This is a genomic window from Tenacibaculum sp. XPcli2-G (genome assembly GCF_024124505.1).
Taxonomy (GTDB): domain Bacteria; phylum Bacteroidota; class Bacteroidia; order Flavobacteriales; family Flavobacteriaceae; genus Polaribacter; species Polaribacter mesophilus.
In genome coordinates this window covers 1-18,552 of record NZ_JAMXSH010000003.1, presented here as the reverse complement: position 1 = coordinate 18,552, position 18,552 = coordinate 1, and the positions used below count along the sequence as shown (strand labels likewise).

The window sequence follows — 18,552 nt, the reverse complement described above, 5'->3', positions numbered from 1 at the left end:
AACCATACTTCGACTACGCTCAGTAAAAAGGTTGCTTTTTTAATATTCATTAGGTTCTATATGAATTAAAACATGCTCCAAGTCTGGGAGTTTTTCTCTTAAATAGTCTTTTAATTTATGAGCAATATCGTGTCCTTCTTTTACTGTAATAGTACTATCTACAATCGCATGTAAATCTACATGATATTTCATTCCTGCTTTACGAACAAAGCATTTTTCTGTTCCTAAAACACCTGTCACTTCCATAGATTTTTCTCTTATTTCTTCTATTAAATCATCATATACATGTTCATCCATTATTTCACCCAGTGCTGGTCTAAAAATTAGGTAACTATTGTATAAAATAAAGAACGAAGCCAATAAAGCTGCCCAATCATCAGCAGTTTCATAACCTTCTTTAAAAATAAGTGCTATTGAAATCCCTATGAATGCCATTACAGAAGTAATTGCATCACTTCTATGATGCCACGCATCTGCTTTTAAAGAAGAACTATTAGTTTCTTTACTCTTTCTGATAACCACTTGAAAGGATATTTCTTTCCAAATAATAATTGCCCCTAAAACGAGTAACGTCCATGTTTTAGGAGTTTTGTGTGGAGTTTGGATATTCTGTATACTTTCATAGGCAATAATTGTAGCCGAAGTTACCAAAAAAGCAACTACTACAAAGGTGATTAAAGGTTCTATTTTTCCGTGTCCGTATGGGTGATTTTTATCTGCAGGTCTTTTCGCATATTTCAACCCTAACAACACTAAAAGAGAAGAAAAAATATCGGTAGTAGATTCAATTGCATCTGCTATTAACGCGTATGAGTTTCCAAAAATACCTGCTAGTCCTTTTATAATTGCTAAACTAGTATTGCTTAGAATACTAAAATAGGTGGTTTTTATAGCTAACTCTTCTTTACTCATTGAATTATGATATTACAATCTCTTTTTATGAGGTTGTACGAAGGTACTTGAAAAGTATTGAAAAAAAAAGACTCGCCAATTAGCGAGTCTCTTGGATAGTTTATAAAACTACCACTTTAACAACAATTAATAGTTAATAACGAATGAAAAATTAGTTCCAGCCTCCTCCTAAGGCTTTATATACTTTTACATTTGCTAATAATTGATCTCTTTTCGTTTCTATGATTTCAATTTTAGACTCTAATGCTTCTCTTTGTGTTAACAACACTTCTGTATATTCTGCTCTTGCTGATTTAAACAAACGAACTGAAAGATCTATAGATTCATTTAACGCTTCTACTTGTTGCTTTTTTAAATCGTAACTATTTTTCAAGTTGTCAATTTTTGAAAGCTCATTGGCTACTTCTAAATACGCATTTAAAATAGCTCTTTCGTATTCATAAACAGCTTGTAATTGTTTATTATTGGCTGTTTTATAAGCTGCTTTTATCGCATTTCTATTGATTAAAGGTCCTACAATATCTCCTGCTAAAGAATAGACTAACGATTCTGGTGTTGATGTTAAAAACTTAGGTTTAAATGCTTGTAACCCCACTCCTGCTTTAATTCCTATTGATGGATAAAAATTAGCTCGTGCTATTTTGGTATTCAATTTAGCTGCTGCTAACTCGTATTCAGCTCTCCTTAAATCGGGTCTGTTTTGTAACAGTTGTGATGGAATTCCTGCTTTTACTCCTTCAATAGGTTTGTCTATAAAATTATCTGAGTTTCTTTCTATAGGTTGTGGGTACCTTCCTACTAAAAAGTTAATTTTATTTTCGGTTTCTACAATCTCTTGTTGAAGTTCGTATAGGTGACTTTGGTTTTTAAGTACACTCGCTTCAAACCTACGTACTGCTAATTCTGTTGTTCTTGCGGCTTGCTTTTGAAGCTTTACCATTTGCAATGCATTTTTTTGAATCTCTAAGTTTTGTGAAACCATAGATAATTCATTATCTAATGCTACTAATTCGTAATATGAATTTGCAATTTCTGAAACCAAATTAGTTACCATAAAGTTTTTTCCTTCAACACTAGCTAAGTATTCTAATACTGCTGCTTTCTTCTCATTTCGTAACTTCTTCCATACATCTAGCTCCCAAGAAGCTGAAAGTCCTATTGAAAAATCAGTTAATGGTTCAGGAAATTTTTCACCTTCGCGGATATCTAAATTTTCTTCTACAGCACCATTTCTAGTATACTTCCCAACCTTTTCTAATTCAGCTCCTGCATACATATTTACAAACGGTAAATACTCACCTTTTTTTGCTTTGATGTTATTTTTTGAAATAGCTACTTGTTGTAACATTATGTTCAACTCTTGGTTCTTTGATAAAGCTGTATCTATCAGAGAAATTAAATGTGAATCTGAAAAAAAGTCACGCCATTTAATAGTAGCTGTACTTAATGAGTCTGCTGGTTGATTCTTAAAATTCTCTGGTACTTCTTTGTTCTCCTCTCTTAATACTTGATTTGGCACGCAAGAGCACAAAATTAAGAGGACAAGCACACTTAAAAAGTGTGCTTTTTTTATTACAAATGAACTTCTTCGTTTAGTTTTCATTGTTTTCTCTTTTAATTATTTTCTTTAGAAGTTTTTTAAGCTCTGTTATTTTAACTTTTGTTTTACTTCCTTCAACTTCATTTATTCTTATAAATTCTTCAGAAACTGGTTCATTAGCTTCGTCTTTAATTAAGCTTCTTCCATCACTCATTTTAGCAAATATGTAATAGAGACCTGGTATAATTAAAACTCCGAAAATGGTTCCTATTAACATTCCTCCTAAAGCTGACCCACCAATAGTTCTGTTTCCAATAGCTCCTGCTCCGTGAGCTATAACTAACGGTATTAATCCTGCTATAAATGCAAATGAAGTCATTAAAATTGGCCTGAATCGTTCTTTAGCTCCTTCAATAGCTGCTTCAAAAATTGTAGCTCCCTGGCTTCGTTTTAGTACTGCAAATTCTACAATTAACACTGCATTTTTACCTAATAAACCAACCAGCATTATTATTCCGATTTGTGCATATACATCATTCGCTAGGCCCATTAGTTTTAAGAGTGTGAATGACCCGTACACTCCTACTGGAAGTGAGAAAATCACTGCTAATGGCAGTATAAAACTTTCGTATTGTGCTGCTAACACAAAGTATACAAAGGCTAATACAATGATAAAAATATACACCGATTCATTACCTCTTTGTGCTTCATCATAGGTAAGTCCTTCCCAAGCAACATCATACCCTCTTGGTAATTCTTTTGCTGCTACTTCTTTAATTGCGTTAATAGCATCTCCACTTGTGTATCCTGATGCTGGTAACCCTCTAATAGCTGCTGAATTATATAAATTGTATCGTGTTATCTCATTAGGTCCTAGTTTTTTTTCTAAACTCATGAACGCTGAATAAGGCACCATTTTTCCTTCCTCATTTTTAACATATAGCTTTTCTAAATCTGAAGGGATTCTCCTGTATTCTGGCGCTGCTTGTGTATACACTTTAAAAAATCTACCAAAACGAATAAAACCTTGTTCATAGGTACTACCTATTAAAATGTTTAGGTTTTCCATGGCTTTACCAATGGTTACTCCTTTTTGCATCGCTTTTTTATTGTCGATTTTTAATTCGTACTGCGGATAGTTTGCAGAATAAAAAGTAAATAAACCTGTAAGCTCTTTTCGTTTTGATAACGATTCCATGAATTTGTTATTGATACGTTCAAATTCATGGTAGTCTGTTGAGTTTGTTTTATCTAATAAACGCATTGAGAATCCTCCTGAAGATCCAAAACCTGGTACTGCTGGTGGTTCAAAATATTCTATAACCGCCCCTAAATCTTTGGTTTCTTCTTCTAATTCTTCCATGATTTCGTGAACTGAATGATGACGTTCTGACCATGGTTTTAAGTTAATTAAACAGGTACCTGCATTGGACCCTCTACCTTCGGTCATAATTTCATATCCTGCTAAAGATGAAACGGATTCTACTCCTTCAGTTTCTTCACAAATCTGTTGTAGTTTTCTTGCTACTTCGTTTGTACGTTCTAAAGTAGCACCTGGTGGTGTTTGAATAATAGCATAAATCATTCCTTGATCTTCACTAGGAATAAAACCTGCTGGTAATGTTTTATTGGTAATAAATATTCCTGCACAGAAAGCTAGTAATACTCCAAAGGTTAACATTCTTCTTGCTACGATTCTGTTTAACACTTTTACATATCTTCCTGTAAGTTTTTCAAACCCTTTGTTAAACCAATCAATAAATTTATCTATTATTGATTTTTTTCTTTCTTTTCCGTGGTTATTCTTCAACATTATTGCACACAATACTGGTGTTAATGTTAATGCTACCACTGCTGAAATAATGATAGAACCCGCCATTGTTATAGAGAATTGTCTGTAGAAAACTCCTACGGGCCCTGTCATAAATGAAATTGGCACAAATACAGAGACCATAACCAATGTAATTGCTAAAATAGCTCCCCCTATTTCTCCTAATGCTGCCTTAGATGCTTGGTAAGGTGTAAGATGTTCCTTCTCCATTTTTAAATGGACTGCTTCTACCACTACAATAGCATCATCTACCACAATACCAATGGCTAATACTAATGCAAACAAGGTAATTAAGTTTATTGAAAGCCCAAAAAGTTGCATTACAAAGAACGCTCCAATCAAAGATACTGGTACTGCTATAATTGGAATTAAGGTTGATCGTAAATCTCCTAAGAAGAGAAACACCACAATTGCCACTAAAATAAAGGCATCTCTAAGTGTATGTATTACTTGTTCTATTGAGGCATCTAAAAAGTTAGAAACGTCATAACTAATTTTAAAATCAATCCCTGGTGGTAGATCTTCTTTTAATTCTTTTAGTTTTTCTTTTACCGATGCTATTACATCACTACCATTACTTCCAAAAGTTTGTTTCAAAACAATAGATGCTGATGGATGCCCATCTAAGTTTGAGTAAATATCGAAGAATTCACTCCCTAATTTTACTTCGGCAACATCTTTTAACTTTAAAATTTCTCCTTCTTCATTTGCTCGAATAATAATGTCTTTATACTGATCTGGTTCGTTATACCTGTTTTGATAGGTAAGTACGTATTCTAGTGATTGTGATTTGATTCCTGAACTTCTTCCTAATCTTCCGGGTCTTGCCAAAATACTTTGGTCTTCCATCGCTTCTAAAATTTCTTCTGCAGAAATATTATAGGCTCTCATTCGGTCGGGTTTTAACCAAACTCTCATCGCATATTTTCTACTTCCTAAAATTTTAGCACTGGCGATACCGTTGATTCGTTGAATTTCTGGTATCATTTTGGTATATGCATAGTTGTATAGGAACTTTTCATCGTTATTTTTTTCTTTACTAAAAAGGTTCACATACATTAACATACTTGGTTGTACTGGAGTAATAATTACTCCTTCTCGCTGTACTAATTCAGGTAATAAAGGCATTACTTGATCTACCCTTGTTTTTACCCTTACTACTGCTTGGTTGGGATCTGTACCGGGTTCAAAAATTACACGTAAGGTTCCTTCTCCTGCACTTGTAGCATCAGAAGCGATATAACGCATTCCTTGTACTCCATTGATTGCTGTTTCTAGAGGAATTAGTGTTGAGTTTACCAATACATCTGCACTTGAACCTGGGTATGCTATAAATATGTTTACCGTGGTTGGTGCTATTTGTGGAAACTGTGATATTGGGAGTTGTTTTATTGATAACAACCCCGTAAAAACAACTATTATCGAAATAACAATTGCTAGTACTGGTCTTTTTATAAATTGACTAAACATGTTTTGTTGAATTTTAGTTTTTGATTACTCTGCATATAAGTCTAAACTAGACATTACAGCATTTGGCTCTTTAAACTCAACATGTATCTTTTGTTGATCTTTTACCATACGGATTCCTTCTAACAATATTTTATCGTTTTCTGTAAGTCCTTTTTCTACTATAAATAAGTGTGGTAATTCTGCTTCTACAGTAATTTCTCGTTGTTTTACTGTATTGTTTTTATCTACTACAAAAACATATTTTTTATCTAATACTTCAAAAGTGGCTTTTTGTGGAATTATTAAGGCTCCTTCGTATGGAACTTCCATTAAAATACTTCCTGTTTCTCCGTGTCTTAAAATTCCATCTGGATTTGGGAAAGTTGCTCTAAAGGCAATGTTTCCTGTTTCATTGTTAAACTCTCCTTCAATCGTTTCTACTATTCCTTTTTGATTGAATGGTTTGTTATTTGCCATTAAAAGTGTTACTTCTTTTTTCTTGTCTTTATCTTGACTCATTATATAGTCTAGATATTCTGTTTCTGGCACATTAAAATATACCCACATTTTACTGTTGTCTGATAGTGTTGTTAGGAGTTCTCCTTCATCTAACAAACTTCCTTTTCTAACGTGTAGGTGATCCATTATACCATTAAACGGAGCCTTAATACTTGTAAAACCCAAGTGTGTTTGGGCTAGCATTACTTCAGCTTTTGCTTTTTCGTAATTTGCTTTTGCTAAGGCTAATTCGTTTTTAGAAACTACGTTTCCATCTGCTAATAATTCCGTGTTTTTATATTCAATTTCAGCAGCTTTTGCTTCTGCTTTTGCTTTTTGTAAATCTGCCTTATAAACATTTGCTGATATTTGAAACATGTTTTGTCCTTTTTTTACATGCTGTCCTTCATCAACAAATACTTTCTTTAAATATCCTTTTTCAAGCGCCCTCAATTCTATGTGCTGAATGGCATGTATTTGACTTACATAATCTTTGGTTATTGATGTATCTTTTTTAATGGGATTGGTTACAAGGAACTTTGTTTCTGGGTGTTTAGATTCCTTTTTTGATTCGCAGCTAATGTTTATTAATAGCGCAAATAGACTCATGAAAATGAAGTTTTTTTTCATTTTTTGTATGTATTTGTAAAGTTAGAGTGAGTGTGTAACCATTGAATACCAATGGTTATTCTAAAAATTTAATTAAATTTTTATGTGGGGTATATAAAGTAAGCTAAATAAAAGCTTTAGGTTTACTTTACCGAAGAGGGTATCAAATTATAAAAACTTGAAATTTAATATGCAATTTTAAAATAGCACTATAAGTGTACTCTTTAAAGCGTTGTGCTTTTTCTTTTACTACACAAAACTGGCACTCAAAAAACTGCGCATGTAAAATGGCTGATAAGTAACTTCCGAATTTTGACAAACTTTCATCTACTTCATTTTCGTCTTGGGTTTTGTCTTCAATTTCACTAATTTCGAAATAACTCTCCCTTTCAGAATCTTGATATTTTTCGCTAAAAACGTAATTACTGATGTGTTGAGTAATAAATTGTGGCTCTTCTTTTACGTTTACAGATTTAAAAGTAGCCACTGAGGTAGTTGTATCAAAAGTCTTTTGGTCTGCATATGATGTAGACCATCCTTTTAATAAAAGTATTAATAAAAATAGATATTTATTAAATGTATTACTCATTTCAATCGGCAAAATTATAGATATATATTCATTTAACAAATAATTCGTATTGTAAAATATTTATAAAACAAAAAAACTCGCCGATTGGCGAGTTTTAATAGTATGTTTTTTAGGATATAAAGCTATTCTTTATAAACTCCCATATTTTCGTATTTCTCCATACGCTGAGCTATCAACTCTTTATCTTTAAGCTTATTAAGTTCTTCGTACGCTTTTATAATTTGTTCTTTAACAGCTTTAAAAGTTCCTTCACGGTCAGAGTGTGCACCTCCTAAAGGTTCTTTTATGATATCATCAACTATTTTTAGTTTCATACCATCTTCTGCCGTTAATTTTAATGCTTCTGCTGCTTTTTCTTTTTCTGACCAACTACGCCATAAAATAGAAGAACAGTTTTCAGGTGAGATAACTGAATACCAAGAGTTTTCTAACATATATACTCTATCTCCTACTCCTATTCCTAAAGCTCCCCCTGAAGCTCCTTCTCCTATAATTATGGTAATAATAGGAGTTTTTAAACGAGTCATCTCAAATATATTACGAGCAATTGCTTCTCCTTGTCCACGTTCTTCAGCTTCTAATCCTGGGTAAGCACCTGGAGTATCTACTAAAGTTACTACTGGTATTCCAAATTTTTCAGCCATGCGCATTAAACGTAATGCTTTACGGTATCCTTCTGGGTTTGCCATACCAAAGTTACGATATTGACGTGTTTTGGTATTGTATCCTTTTTGCTGACCTATGAACATAAAAGATTGGTCTCCAATCTTACCTAGTCCACCAATCATAGCTTTATCATCTTTTACACTACGGTCACCGTGTAATTCCATAAATGTATCTCCACAAAGTGCTTTGATATAATCTAAGGTATAAGGACGATTTGGATGACGAGATAACTGTACGCGTTGCCATGCCGTTAAATTCTTATATATATCTTTCTTAGCTTTTTCTAATTTTTTTTCAATCTTCTGACATGTAGCTGTAACGTCTACATCACTTTCTTTTCCTATATCAAAACATTTTGCCAACTGATCTTCTAGCTCTTTTATTGGCATTTCAAAATCTAAATATTCCATTGTATTCTTGTATATAGTTTGATTTTCTAATTTACTAGTTAGTTGTTTGTAAAGGCAAACATACTAAAAAATTGTACAGTTTACCTTCATCACTTTTCTTAAAATATTATTTTTTTATAATTTTCTTTTTTATGGAAGAAACATTTTTGAGTACTCCATTTAATAATACTACTATTAAAACAATACAAGCCCCGTAATAAAACTCTGGATTCATTTGTTCTTTTTCTCCAAATATTAATAATGCTAAAATAATAGCGTATATAGGTTCTAAATTAATCGTGAGCATTACTGTATAAGGTGTTAAATACCTCATTACTTGCACTGAAGCTATAAAAGCATAGGCTGTACAAATACTACTTAAAATGAATAAATATATCCAGTCACTTGTTTGTAATTGAAAAAACTCTATTGAAAATTTTTGTGTAAATAATAAATATATAGTTACTCCTAAAACTCCAAATAATAACTGATAAAATGAAATAGTATTTGCTTCGTGTTTTTTTATAAACAAACCGTTTAGTACTGAAAATAATGCGGAAAGAAATGCTGAAATTAATGCATAAATAATACCTAGTGTATACTGACTTTCAAAATTAAAAATAATGTACAATCCCATTATTACTAACAAGCCTAATACTATTTCTATTGTTTTTATTCTTCTTTTAAAAAAGAAAGGTTCTATAAATGAGGCAAAAAAAGCTCCAGTACTCATCATTACTAAAGCTACAGATACATTTGATACTTTTATTGCTTTGAAAAATGTTATCCAGTGTACTGCTATAATTACTCCTGAAATGGCAAACTTAATTAATGCTTTTTTTTCTACTTTAAATGACTTCTTCCTTATTAAAAAATATAAAGCAATAAAACCTACTGCTAACAACATTCTAAACCAAACTAAAGGTGCTGCATCAATTGATATTAATGCGCCTAAAATAGCTGTAAACCCCCAAATAAATACGATTAAATGTAAGAGTAAGTAATTCTTTAATTTATCTCCTTGCATTGAAATATAAATAAACAGCGTATAAACCAAATACCACATTAGGTCCCCAAACATTTAACAATGCATTTGCTCCTGCTACAGCTCCTAATACTTCTGCTACTTTTAAAAAGAATACATAAATAAACATAACGCTTATACCTATTGCTAAATTAACTCCTATACCTCCTCTAGTTTTCCTATGTGCTAGTCCTACCGCAATTAACGTTAATATGTAGCTCGCAATTGGTAAACTTGTTCTCTTATATAGTTCTACTAAATAAGCATTTAAGTTTTTTATTCCTCTTTTTCTAGACACTTCAATAAACTTAATCAACTCTGGTGAGTTCATTTCTTGTGCCATTATATTTTTATAATTAAAATCTTCTGGTGTAAATGTAAATGTAGTATCTAAACTTTTCCCCGAAAAGATACTATCTCTTTCTTTAAAAATTTTTCGTTCTTTCCAGTTATATAATTTAAACGTACTATCTTTTTCCTTCCAATTAATATTATCAGCTATAAGTTTCTTTTTTAATTTAATACCGTCATATAAATCTATTGAAAAATTATAGCCTGAATTTCTTTTTAAATCAAAACTTTGAATGTATACATAAGTACTATCATTCAATTGTAAGCTAAACTCTCGGATGGAATTATCTGCATACTTTTTTTTCTTTAAATACTTCTTTTCAAAAGCTTTTCGTGTTTTACTACTTGAGGGTACAAAAAAATGGTTCATTGAGAGTGCTATTGCACAAACTATAGTTGCTCCTATAAAATATGGAAATAAAAAACGTGTGAATGATACTTGTGAGCTATTGATTGCTACAATTTCTGTGTTACTTGCCAGCTTAGAAGTAAATAGTATAACTGCTATAAACAATGCTAATGGCATAAATGTATTAGCATAGTAAATAATAAAGTTTTTATAGTAATCGTTAACTATTTCAAACAATGTTAAATTTTCTTCTCGTAAAAACTTATCAACTTTTTCTGCAATATCAATAGCTACCGCAATAGGTATTAAAATAAGTAATGTAAACAGAAAAGTTACTAAGTAACGTTTTAATATGTACCAATCTAGTATTTTCAAATTACAAACGTTTATCCATTTGTTTTACCATTTTGTCTTTCCATTCAGTAAAATCTCCTGCTATTATGTGTTTACGTGCTTCACGAACTAACCATAAATAAAACCCTAGGTTATGAATAGAAGCTATCTGCTTTCCTAACATTTCTCTTGCAGCAAATAAGTGACGTAAATAGGCTTTAGAATACATGGTATCTACCCAAGTAATGCCCATTTCATCAATTGGAGAAAAATCGTTTTCCCACTTTTTATTTTTAATATTTATGCTACCATGTGCTGTAAATAACATTCCGTTACGTGCATTACGAGTTGGCATTACGCAATCGAACATATCAACTCCTAACGCTATGTTTTCTAAAATATTAATTGGTGTACCAACTCCCATTAAATAACGTGGTTTGTCTTCTGGTAAAATTTCAGTAACCACTTCTGTCATTGCATACATTTCTTCAGCAGGTTCTCCTACTGATAATCCTCCTATCGCATTTCCTTCTGCTCCTGAGTTTGCTATATACTGTGCTGATTGCTTACGTAAATCTTTGTATGTACTTCCTTGTACAATTGGAAATAAAGACTGACTATATCCATATTTTGGAGGCGTGTTCTCAAAGTGTTTTATACAACGATCTAACCAACGGTGAGTCATGTGCATAGATCGTTTTGCATAGTTATAATCACAAGGGTATGGCGTACACTCATCAAAAGCCATAATTATATCTGCTCCAATGGTACGCTGTGTTTCCATTACATTTTCTGGTGTAAAAAAATGTGTAGAGCCGTCAATATGACTTTTAAACTTTACTCCTTCTTCATTTATCTTCCTTCTTCCTGACAAAGAGTATACTTGATATCCTCCACTATCAGTTAAAATATTACGATCCCAATTCATGAACTTATGTAAGCCTCCTGCAGCTTCTAAAGTTTCTAATTTTGGACGTAAGTATAAATGATATGTATTTCCTAAAATAATATCAGGATTGATTTCGTCTTTTAATTCTGATTGATGTACTCCTTTAACCGTAGCTACTGTACCTACAGGCATGAATATTGGAGTTTCTATGGTTCCATGATCAGTAGTAATAACGCCTGCGCGTGCTTTACTTTTTGGATCGGTTATTTTTAAGTCAAATTGCATAAGTGGCAAAGATACACATGTAAGTTGAATGTTTAAAAGTAGATAGTTAAAAGTTTCTTATTACTAATTTTTAACTTTTTCTTCTTCTTCCAAACTTGGATTTAAAACTTGCTTCCTTCTTTGGTTGTTTGTTATTTTGAGGAGAGGCTTTTTGATTCTTTTTTTCTGCTTCTTCGTATGTTTTTGACGAACCTGCTACGAGTTTATTAATTTCATCCATTTCTTTAGATGATAATTCACGCCACTCTCCTACTTTTAAACTTCCTAAAGTTACGTTCATAATACGTGTGCGTTTTAATTTCTTTACATCATATCCTAAGTATTCACACATACGTCTTATTTGACGATTTAAGCCTTGTACTAAAATTATTTTAAATGTGGTATCATTTATACGTTCTACCTTGCATTTCTTTGTTACAGTTCCTAAAATAGGAATTCCATTACTCATTCTTTTTATAAAGCGCTCATCAAAAGGTTTGTTTACCGTAACAATGTATTCTTTTTCGTGGTTATTCCCTGCTCGTAATATTTTGTTTACAATATCTCCATCATTGGTTAAAAAAATTAATCCTTCTGAAGGTTTATCTAAGCGACCAATAGGAAATAGTCGTTGTGGATGCCCCACAAATTTCACGATATTTTTACGTTCTTTACTATCAGTAGTACAAACAATGCCTTTAGGTTTGTTTAATGCTATATGTATCGTTTTGGGTTTTGCTTTTAATGGTTTTCCATCAATTTTTACCACATCTCCTTCATGAACTCTGTTTCCTAACTGGGTAGGTTTCCCATTTATCGTTACTCTTCCCTCAGTTATAAATCGTTCTGCTTCACGACGTGAACAAATACCTGTACTACTAATGTACTTGTTAAGATTTATTGATGTATCGTTATTATTATTTTCCATGTAATCAAAAAAAGACAGTCTCAAAAGTACTAAATATTGTCATTTCACGAATTAAGAGAATCAGATTTCTCGACTTCGCTCGAAATGACATACTTTCGAGACTGTCTTGTATGTTTTAGATTTTATCTTTTAAAACATGATCATTTTTTGTGTACAACGTGCTAAACTTGGTCTTCTTTCATAATCAAACCCAAGTGTAATCATGTGTGTTCCGTAATTATAATCTTGTGTTTTATTCATATTGATACTAAAACCATACGACATATAAAGATTATTTTTCTTTAAACCAAGTAATGGTGCAATAGCATTTGGTTGAAAAAACTGGTCATTTAAGAACGTATAACTTAAACCAGCCCAAACATATCCATCTCTAATTCCTCTTCTTGCTTTAATATTCATATCTGTTCTAGAGCGTTTATCGGCTTCTCTATACTCTACTAGCATTGATGGCTCTAACTCAAAGTTTCTGCTTAATTTCGTAAAGGTGTAAGATGTAAAAAGCACATACTTTCTTAGTACTTCTGGTTCACCGGTTTGAAAATCCTCTATCTCTTTATTTAAGATGTTCATAATGTTTGCACTAATACTAAATCGTTCGTAACGATATAACAAACCTACATCAAAGTTTGAATTGTTTAAAGTTCTGTTTGATACTGTTTGCCCTGAGTTATTTTCTGATGTATCAATACCAAATTGCGTAAAGCTATAACTTAAAGCAAACGATAGAAAACTATCATGAAAGTCACTTAATGTTAAGTGACTTGCAAATGACAATTTTGCTCCTTTTTGAGTGGTATACCCGTTTTTATCATTAAATAACGTGATTCCTCCACCAAAAGTATCTGCGATACGTGCTTCAACTGTTAATGATTGTGTATCGGGTGCGTCTTTAACTCCAATCCACTGGCTTACTCCATTTAATCTAACCTGTAAACCTGTTCCTATACCTGCATAGGTTGGGGAAATTAAAAATGGATTGTCTGCCAAATGACTTACATATTGGGGTAATTCTACTTCTTGTGCAGCAAGTTTTACACTACTAAATACTACACTTAAAATTATTACTATTTTTCTCATTTCTTTTTATCTATATAGTGTAAAGTGTCCCATTATTTTCTTCTCTTGACCTGATAACTCTTTAAAGTAAATAGTATACCAATAATCTCCTGATGGTAATGGTGTACCTTCATAAGTACCATCCCATCCTTCTACAGAACCTTTAAACTCGGCAATGTTACGTGCATATCTGTCGTAAATAAACACTTGAATATCATGATATTCTTCTACTTCACGAGGGTACCAATAATCATTTGTTCCATCTCCGTCTGGAGTAAATAAGTTTGGAACGAAAATAGTAATATACTCTCCTCTTATAGTTACTGTTTCCTCACAGCCTCTAGCATCTCTTACCGTAATAGTGTAATCTTTTGTTTGTAAGATTAAGAACTCATTATCTGATCCAAAATCACCTCCATCTACACTATACTCATAAGGTGGTAATCCAAAATCTGCATTGGCTATTAAAGTATTCTTAACCGAATCATCAATATCTAAGGTTAATGCTTGAATATCTTCAATACTAATTGGACTACTAGTAGAACTTTCAGAACATGAAGTTATTGTATGTGTTGCTGTAACATAGTATCCTATTCCTGCTGGTACATCAATAAATTCTCCTGTATTATTTGTTACTACAGGGTTTCCTATTCCGTCATATAATGTGTAAGACATATTAGCTCTATATGCTTCATCAACTATTGCTTTAATAATATTTCCTACCTCACAGGTATATGCAAAATCAACTGTTAATTGTAAATCTACTGGTTCAGCCGTAGTTACTCTAATTGGGTCTGCAACATTACAACCTGCTTCATCTCTTACTGTAATGTAGTAAGATGTACCTGCTTGGATGTTTTCTGCTGCTCCTAACACAATTGTATTCGTTGTATATGGTGTAGGTTGTTCTATATTATTAATACTTACGTAGTAAGGTTGTGTTCCTCCTTGTACATCTAACTCTATTGTTGGAGTTGCATTATTAATACAAGTTTGTTCTGTAACTCCTACCAATGTTGCTGTAAATTGTTGTGGTTGATCAATAACTACATCAATAGTATCAATACATCCAACCTTATCTTTAACAGTAATGGTATACGTACCTGCTGTTAAGTTTCTGAACACATTATCGGTAACAAATTTATTTGTTGGGTCTGTACTAATATTGTATTCATATCCTGTTAAGTTTCCTCCTGAGGCTAATACTGTAATAGTACCATCATTTCCTCCAAAACAACTTACATCTGTATGGTTTTCAGCAACTACTAAAGGTTCTGGTTCTACAATAGGATGTGGTGCAGTATCTTCTGTACATACTTCTCCAAATCTATTAGTACTTCTTACTCTAATTTTATATGTACCAACATCTAAACCTCCAAAAGTATTTGATGTTGTCCATGTTCCATCAATCGGATTATTACTACCATCTAACAGTTGGTATTCGTAATTACCGAAACCGCCTGCTACAGTTGCTGATAACACTCCATTAGCATCTCCATTACAGGTAACAAATCCTGAATCAACTACTAAAGTTGGTACTAAAGGTTCGTATGCATTGACTGTTACTACAACTGTATCTTCACAATTATTATCATCACGTACATAGAATGTTTGAGAACCTGAACTTACGTTTATAAACGTATTGTTAGGAACAAAATTCACTCCATCGCTACTATATTCATAATTGCCTGTGCCTCCTATTGCACTCACTACTACGGTTGCATAACGGTTATTACAAGTTATATCTGCAGTGATATTTGCCGAAGCTTCTACTTCTGAAGGATCAATTATATCCACCTGCTCTGTATACGTACAGCTATATTTATTATCTCTAACAGTTACTGTGTAATTAGTACCCGCTGGTAAATTGCTAAATGTATTTGATAACTGTTCTACTTGCGTTACTCCGTCAGGATAGGTTAAAATATAACTATAACTTACAGTTGCATCTTGTGTTTGACCTCCTGTTACATTAGTTACTTGAATGGTTGCCGTTCTTTCTCCTTCACATAAGTTTGGAGTAACAGTTACATCTGCTGCCATATTTGTAGTTGGCTGTAATGTAAATGTAAATGTTTCTTCACACCCTGTAACATCTCTAACTGTTGCTGTATAATTACCTGCTATTAACCCAGTAATTCTTCTATTACTATCAAAATTTTGAACTGGTGTAGCTGGTGCTGCATCATTTACTAATTGATACTCATACGGTGCCCAACCTCCTTGAGCTTCTAACAAGATTTCTCCAGAATCAGTAACATTACAATTAATATACGTTGGTGTACCTGTTAATGCTAATGCGTTTGCTGGTTCTTCAATTATAAAGTTTGCACTTTGTGCTTTACAGAATGGTGTATTCGTCATACTTACAACCACATAATATTCACCTGCTACTAAATTAGTAGTAATTGTTTCTGGAGTACCTCCTGTACCATTTCCTAATGTAATAGCAGTTGGGTTACCTACTTCAAATACTTCGTAAGTATAAACATCTGTATATGGTGTAGCTGCACTAAAATCTATTGTTGCACTTCCTGTACCACCAAAACAAGCTCTTTGAACATTACTTACTAATATATCAAAGGTAGGTTCTGGTTCTACCGTGTGATATACTTCTAAAGTACATCCTGTTGCTGCATTGTACATCTCAATTGTGTAATCATCAACCGGTACGTTATTAAATACTGCTGCATCTGCATCTGATACCACATTTAATGTTCGTGTATAAGGAGTAGCTCCTGTTCCTGTTATTGTATACTGAATATTTGGTAATGCTGGCACTACTTTTACAGTGATATTCTCTCCTGTATTACAGTCTGTATCTTTAATTACTCTGATATCTGCTGCTGTCATTGGAGTAAATGGAGCTATCCTTACTACTCTAGATACAAAACAATCTGTATTTTCATCATATACTTTTACTGTATAATCTCCTCCAGCTAAATTAGTTGATATATATGTAAAGTTACTATCGTCTTGTAATACATCACCTGTTGCATTATCTTCAAACACAACTCGAACATAGTTTCCTGTTCCTCCTATAATCGCTGCCTTATCAACTGTAATTATAGCATTGTTTGTTGTATTAGTTCCTGCCGTACAAGCAAACTGTGTTACAGTAATGGCGTTTGAAATATCAATAATATCATTTTGATTAATACTTACAGTTACATCTGTTGTACATCCATTTACTCCGGTAGCTGTAACTATATAGTCATCTTCTGGTAAGTTCGCAAATACCGTATCACTTCCTGTTAAAACAGCATTATATGTTCCTGATACATTATTAATCTCATAACTTAATGGTAAAATACCATTATCTACTGGTGAAACTGTAACTTCTCCTGTTGATGTTCCAAAACAAATATCTGTTACTGTAGCTACTGCCGTGAAATTAGGAGTTTCAGCATCTTCAATTTCAATAGTTTTAACTACTGAACATTCTGGTGTTGCTCCTGTATCGTAAACTGTTACGGTATATACTCCTGCTACCGTAGGATTTAGCGTTAATGTTGTACCTGCTAAATTCGTTCTTCCTACTGCTATACTTGGCCCTGTAACTTCATAAGCATAACTACTAGAACCTGAAGTTACTTCTAATGCTACAGTTGCTGCCATTGGTGCATTACATGTTAACTTCTTAGTCTCTGTTAATGTAAATACTAAATCTGGTGTTATTGTAACATTCGTTGGGGTACCTTCTGTACATCCATTAGAATCTACTACATTTACTGTATAAGCATCTGCTGCTAAATTGGTAAATGTATAATTTGCAGCATTCAGTATTTGCGTTTCTACTACTCCACTTCCGTTAGATAATGTATAAGTATATGTACCTGTACCTCCTGTTGCTGTTACTGATATACTTCCTCCTATTGAAGAATCGCATGAATTGTCATTCTCAGTTACTGTAAATGTTACCTCTGCTGGATTTGCTATAATTACTTGATCAGTTGACTCACAATATAATCCTGTAGCACCATTTTTATCTCGTACTACTACTGTATAATCTCCTGCTGGTAAGTTCGTAAAGATATTGTTTGAACTAAACGTGTTACCTGCATAAGCAACTCCTGGGGTAGCTGTTTCTTCTAATTGGTACACATAATCTCCCCAACCTCCTGATCCGGTGGCTGTAATAGTAGCATCTGAACCATTGTAACAGCTTACTACTGGATTAGTAACTCCTGTTACTGATAATGAATCTGCTGGTTCTGAAATGGTAAAGTTTGCACTTTGTGCTTCACAGAATGGACTGTTAGTTCCCATATCTATTCGTACATAGTACTCTCCTGCTACCAATCCTGTGATTGTTTCTGGTGTACCTGCTATTCCTGTTCCTGTTACTGTCGTTGCTGTACCTGTAGTAGCATCGTAAACAATATAACTATAACCACTTGTGTATGGTGGTGTACTTGGTACAAAACTTAATACAGCACTTCCATTATTATCTCCTTTACAATCTACATCATCTATATTGGTAATTAAAATATCAAAGGTAGGTTCTGCTTCTACTGTGTGATATTCTGTATATATACAATTGGTATCTCTATTTTCTAACTCTACTCTATAAGTTCCTGTTGCTAATAATGTCGTAAAATCTCCATCTGTATTAGTTCGAGTTTCTAAAAGAGCATTCGTATCATCATATAATCTAAATTCGAAATTTGCTAATGTTCCTCCTGTATTTATAGTATAGATAGCTTCTATATCTTCTCCTTCATTACAATCAATAGTTCTTTGTGGGGTAATTGTTACACCTGTAATTGCTACATAAGCATCAATAGTAGTGTTTTCTACTCCTGAACATCCTTTATCGTCGTAAACAGTAATTTGTACTGGACCCCCTGAGGTATTCGTTGTACTAAAACTTGT

At 32.8% G+C, this 18,552-nt stretch carries 12 protein-coding genes; all 12 read right to left on the bottom strand.

The window, feature by feature from the left end:
- Nucleotides 1-39: 39 nt before the first annotated feature.
- Nucleotides 40-912, bottom strand: coding sequence for a cation diffusion facilitator family transporter (locus NH341_RS07855; RefSeq protein WP_253056318.1), 873 nt, complete (start codon nt 910-912; stop codon nt 40-42).
- Nucleotides 913-1,063: 151 nt separating this feature from the next.
- On the bottom strand, nt 1,064-2,515 hold the full coding sequence (locus NH341_RS07850; protein WP_167713983.1) for a TolC family protein: 1,452 nt from the start codon (nt 2,513-2,515) through the stop codon (nt 1,064-1,066).
- Complete coding sequence (locus tag NH341_RS07845) at nt 2,505-5,753, bottom strand: efflux RND transporter permease subunit (RefSeq protein WP_159490827.1); 3,249 nt, start codon at nt 5,751-5,753, stop codon at nt 2,505-2,507. Before NH341_RS07845 ends, NH341_RS07850 begins: the two co-directional genes overlap by 11 nt.
- Nucleotides 5,754-5,777: 24 nt before the next feature.
- Complete coding sequence (locus NH341_RS07840; RefSeq protein WP_159490825.1) at nt 5,778-6,860, bottom strand: efflux RND transporter periplasmic adaptor subunit; 1,083 nt, start codon at nt 6,858-6,860, stop codon at nt 5,778-5,780.
- A gap of 142 nt (nt 6,861-7,002) precedes the next feature.
- The gene (locus tag NH341_RS07835) at nt 7,003-7,428 is read right to left on the bottom strand and encodes a hypothetical protein (protein WP_073183066.1); all 426 of its coding nucleotides are present in this window, start codon (nt 7,426-7,428) and stop codon (nt 7,003-7,005) included.
- Nucleotides 7,429-7,550: 122 nt separating this feature from the next.
- On the bottom strand, nt 7,551-8,504 hold the full coding sequence (locus tag NH341_RS07830) for an acetyl-CoA carboxylase carboxyltransferase subunit alpha (RefSeq protein WP_047789401.1): 954 nt from the start codon (nt 8,502-8,504) through the stop codon (nt 7,551-7,553).
- Nucleotides 8,505-8,610: 106 nt separating this feature from the next.
- Nucleotides 8,611-9,510 carry a DMT family transporter gene (locus NH341_RS07825; RefSeq protein WP_253056316.1) on the bottom strand — a complete coding sequence of 300 codons (900 nt, stop codon included), beginning with the start codon at nt 9,508-9,510 and terminating at the stop codon, nt 8,611-8,613.
- Entirely contained in the window at nt 9,497-10,582 is a 1,086-nt protein-coding gene (locus NH341_RS07820; RefSeq protein WP_047789399.1) for an LptF/LptG family permease, read from the bottom strand. Before NH341_RS07820 ends, NH341_RS07825 begins: the two co-directional genes overlap by 14 nt.
- A 1-nt stretch (nt 10,583) precedes the next feature.
- Complete coding sequence (gene tgt / locus NH341_RS07815) at nt 10,584-11,714, bottom strand: tRNA guanosine(34) transglycosylase Tgt (RefSeq protein WP_253056314.1); 1,131 nt, start codon at nt 11,712-11,714, stop codon at nt 10,584-10,586.
- Between the two features lie 70 nt (nt 11,715-11,784).
- Complete coding sequence (gene rluF / locus NH341_RS07810; protein ID WP_159611692.1) at nt 11,785-12,621, bottom strand: 23S rRNA pseudouridine(2604) synthase RluF; 837 nt, start codon at nt 12,619-12,621, stop codon at nt 11,785-11,787.
- Between the two features lie 129 nt (nt 12,622-12,750).
- Entirely contained in the window at nt 12,751-13,698 is a 948-nt protein-coding gene (locus NH341_RS07805) for a type IX secretion system membrane protein PorP/SprF (protein ID WP_073183073.1), read from the bottom strand.
- A 6-nt stretch (nt 13,699-13,704) separates the two neighbouring features.
- A partial coding sequence (locus NH341_RS07800; RefSeq protein ID WP_253056311.1) for a T9SS type B sorting domain-containing protein occupies nt 13,705-18,552 on the bottom strand: 4,848 nt, incomplete at its 5' end.

What these genes read in the sequence shown, in the direction of transcription:
- NH341_RS07840 (WP_159490825.1), bottom strand. Translation starts at nt 6,860, where the DNA reads ATGAAAAAAAACTTCATTTTCATGAGTCTATTTGCGCTATTAATAAAC.
- NH341_RS07850 (WP_167713983.1), bottom strand. Translation starts at nt 2,515, where the DNA reads ATGAAAACTAAACGAAGAAGTTCATTTGTAATAAAAAAAGCACACTTT.
- NH341_RS07805 (WP_073183073.1), bottom strand. Translation starts at nt 13,698, where the DNA reads ATGAGAAAAATAGTAATAATTTTAAGTGTAGTATTTAGTAGTGTAAAA.
- NH341_RS07845 (WP_159490827.1), bottom strand. Translation starts at nt 5,753, where the DNA reads ATGTTTAGTCAATTTATAAAAAGACCAGTACTAGCAATTGTTATTTCG.
- NH341_RS07835 (WP_073183066.1), bottom strand. Translation starts at nt 7,428, where the DNA reads ATGAGTAATACATTTAATAAATATCTATTTTTATTAATACTTTTATTA.
- NH341_RS07855 (WP_253056318.1), bottom strand. Translation starts at nt 912, where the DNA reads ATGAGTAAAGAAGAGTTAGCTATAAAAACCACCTATTTTAGTATTCTA.
- rluF (WP_159611692.1), bottom strand. Translation starts at nt 12,621, where the DNA reads ATGGAAAATAATAATAACGATACATCAATAAATCTTAACAAGTACATT.
- NH341_RS07830 (WP_047789401.1), bottom strand. Translation starts at nt 8,504, where the DNA reads ATGGAATATTTAGATTTTGAAATGCCAATAAAAGAGCTAGAAGATCAG.
- tgt (WP_253056314.1), bottom strand. Translation starts at nt 11,714, where the DNA reads ATGCAATTTGACTTAAAAATAACCGATCCAAAAAGTAAAGCACGCGCA.
- NH341_RS07825 (WP_253056316.1), bottom strand. Translation starts at nt 9,510, where the DNA reads ATGCAAGGAGATAAATTAAAGAATTACTTACTCTTACATTTAATCGTA.